Raw genomic sequence first — 2,650 nt, 5'->3', positions numbered from 1 at the left:
CGGCGCTGCACGAGCTCGGCCGCATGGTCGGCGGGGCGGCCTTCCAGCGCGACGCCGAGCTCGCGAACGCGAATCCGCCGCGGCTCGTGACGCACGACCGCTGGGGCACGCGCATCGACGAGGTCGAGTACGACGAGTCGTATCACCGCATCATGGCGGCCGCGCTCGCCGCGGGCGCCCACACGTCGGCATGGGCCGACCCGCGCCCGGGGGCGAACGCCGACCGCGCCGCCGCCTTCCTCCTCCTCGCGCAGGTCGAACCCGGTCACGCGTGCCCGGTGTCGATGACCCACGCCGCGGTCGCGACGCTCGAGCACGCCGCCGACGGCCTGCAGGCCGAGTGGATGCCACGCCTCCTCAGCCGGACGTACGAGCCCGGGCTCGGCGGCGGCGGCGCCGGCTCCGACGCGGCGCCCAAGTCCTCCGCGCTCGTCGGCATGGCGATGACCGAGAAGCAGGGCGGCTCCGACGTCCGGGCCAACACGACCCGGGCCGTGCCGCGCGCGGCAGGCGGCATCCGCCCGGAATGGGGCGCCGAGTACGGCCTGACCGGGCACAAGTGGTTCTGCAGCGCGCCCATGAGCGATGCGTTCCTCGTGCTCGCGCAGGCGCAGGGCGGGCTGTCGTGCTTCTTCGTCCCGCGCGTGCTCCCCGACGGATCGCGCAACGTCGTCCGCATCCAGCGGCTCAAGGACAAGCTCGGCAACCGGTCGAACGCGTCCGGCGAGATCGAGCTCGACGACACGACCGGGTGGCTCGTGGGCGAGGAGGGTCGCGGCGTGGCGACGATCGTGCAGATGGTGACCCGCACGCGCCTCGACTGCGTCATCGGCACCGCGGCCGGCATGCGGCAGGCGGTCGCCGAGGCCGCCTGGCAGGTCCGTCACCGTCGAGCGTTCGGCGCGCTGCTCGTCGACCAGCCCGCGATGGCGGCGGTCGTCGCCGACCTCGCGATCGAGTCCGAGGCGGCGACGCTCACCGCCCTGCGGCTCGCCCGCGCCTACGACGTCGACGCGAGCGAGTCCGAGCAGGCGTTCCGACGCCTCGCCACCGCGGTCGCCAAGTTCTGGATCTGCAAGCGCGGGCCCGATCACGCCGCGGAGGCCCTCGAGTGCCTCGGCGGCAACGGCTACACGGAGGCGTTCCCGCTCGCCCGCCGCTACCGCGAGCAGCCGCTGCTCGCGATCTGGGAGGGCTCGGGCAACGTCATCGCGCTCGACGTGCTGCGCGTGCTCGCCCGCGAGCCCGAGGCGTTCATGGCGTTCTTCGACGTCGTCGGCGAGGCGGCGGGCGAGCACCCCGCGTTCGACCTCGCGCTAGCCGAGGTCCGCGCCGTCGTCGGCGAGCTGAGCGGGGCGGATGCCTCGGCCGCCGCGTTCCGCGCGCGCGAGCTGACCGAGCGACTCGCGCTCGTGCTGCAGGCGGCGCTGCTGCTCCGGCACTCTCCCGGGCCCTTGGCGGACGCGTTCGTGCGGTCGCGACTGGAGGGCGACGGTGGATCGATGTACGGCGCGCTGCCGCCGGGCGTCGACGTCGCGGCGATCCTCGCGCGCGCCTGACGCGGAACGACGCGCGTCGGCACCGCCGCGTGGCGGGTTCGCCCTCCGGCGCGAGAGGATGGGCGGGTGAAGGATCGCGCGAACTGGCTCGTCGTCGCGCAGTTCGTGCTGCTCGCGCTCCTGCTGCTCCCCGGCGATCCGCTCTGGGCCGGTCGGCAGGCGACCGTGCTCGCCGTGCTGCTCGTCATCACCGGGCTGGTGCTCTCCGGCGCCGGCGTGGTCGCGCTGGGCCGCGACCTGGTGCCCTGGGTCGCGCCGCGCGAGGGCGCGACGCTGAAGACCGACGGCGTCTTCCGGCTGACCCGGAACCCGATCTACGTCGGGCTCCTCATCGCGGCCGCCGGCTGGGTCATCTGGCGGGCGCGCATCGAGCTCATCGTCGTGTGGGTGCTCCTCGCGGTCGTGCTCGTCGTCAAGGCGCACCTCGAGCAGCATCGGCTCCTCGACCGGTTCGGCGACGCGTACCGCGAGTACGCCGACCGCACGCCGCTGCTGCTCTGGGCCCGCGGCATCCGCTGAGCCCGCCGCGCGAGCGGCACGACATCACCCGGTCGGATCGCCCGCCGGCGCCGCCGAGGCATCCGCCGCGTCGGCCGACGCCTGCAACGGGCCGGTCTCGAGCAGGTGCGCGATCGCGCGCAGCGGGATCGGCGCCCAGTCCGGGCGGTTGCGCGTCTCGTAGATCGCCTCGTAGACGGCCTTGTCGAGCTCGAACGCCGCGAGCAGGTCGCGGTAGGCGCTGAGGTCCATGCCGGATGCCCCGACGTAGCCGTCGATGAAGGCCTGCCGGGCTGAGGCCGCCCACGCGCGCGCGTCGTCGGTTCGCTCAGGATGCACGAGCTCGGTGGCCCCGGCGACGTAGTCGAAGGAGCGGAGCATTCCCGCGACGTCGCGCACGGGGAGATCGGGCCGTCGCCGCTCGGCCATCGGCCGCATCGGCTCGCCCTCGAAGTCGAGCAGGAACCAGCCCCGGCCGGGGGCGAGGATCACCTGGCCGAGGTGGAGGTCGCCGTGCACGCGCTGCAGGGCGGGCCACGCGCCGGCCTCGGCCCGCGCGTAGACCGCGGCGATCGCCGCCTCCTGGGGCTCGA

2 protein-coding genes and 1 pseudogene are annotated in these 2,650 nt (G+C 74.8%); 2 read left to right on the top strand and 1 reads right to left on the bottom strand.

The annotated features are described in order from the left end of the window. Nucleotides 1-1,559, top strand: a 1,559-nt coding sequence (locus tag ESO86_RS15200) for an acyl-CoA dehydrogenase family protein (protein ID WP_129235733.1), incomplete at its 5' end; no start/stop codon positions are given. Nucleotides 1,560-1,625: 66 nt separating this feature from the next. Continuing rightward, the gene (locus tag ESO86_RS15195) at nt 1,626-2,078 is read left to right on the top strand and encodes a methyltransferase family protein (RefSeq protein ID WP_129235732.1); all 453 of its coding nucleotides are present in this window, start codon (nt 1,626-1,628) and stop codon (nt 2,076-2,078) included. Between the two features lie 24 nt (nt 2,079-2,102). On the opposite strand, the pseudogene ESO86_RS19145 reads toward ESO86_RS15195, so the two are convergent. Beyond that, a pseudogene (locus ESO86_RS19145) lies at nt 2,103-2,650 on the bottom strand (trehalose biosynthesis protein); the annotation flags it as partial.

Origin of the sequence: Agromyces binzhouensis, assembly GCF_004135055.1 — a bacterium.
Taxonomy (GTDB): domain Bacteria; phylum Actinomycetota; class Actinomycetes; order Actinomycetales; family Microbacteriaceae; genus Agromyces; species Agromyces binzhouensis.
Note: the sequence above shows the minus strand (reverse complement) of the source record. Positions and strands in the feature narration are given on the sequence as shown.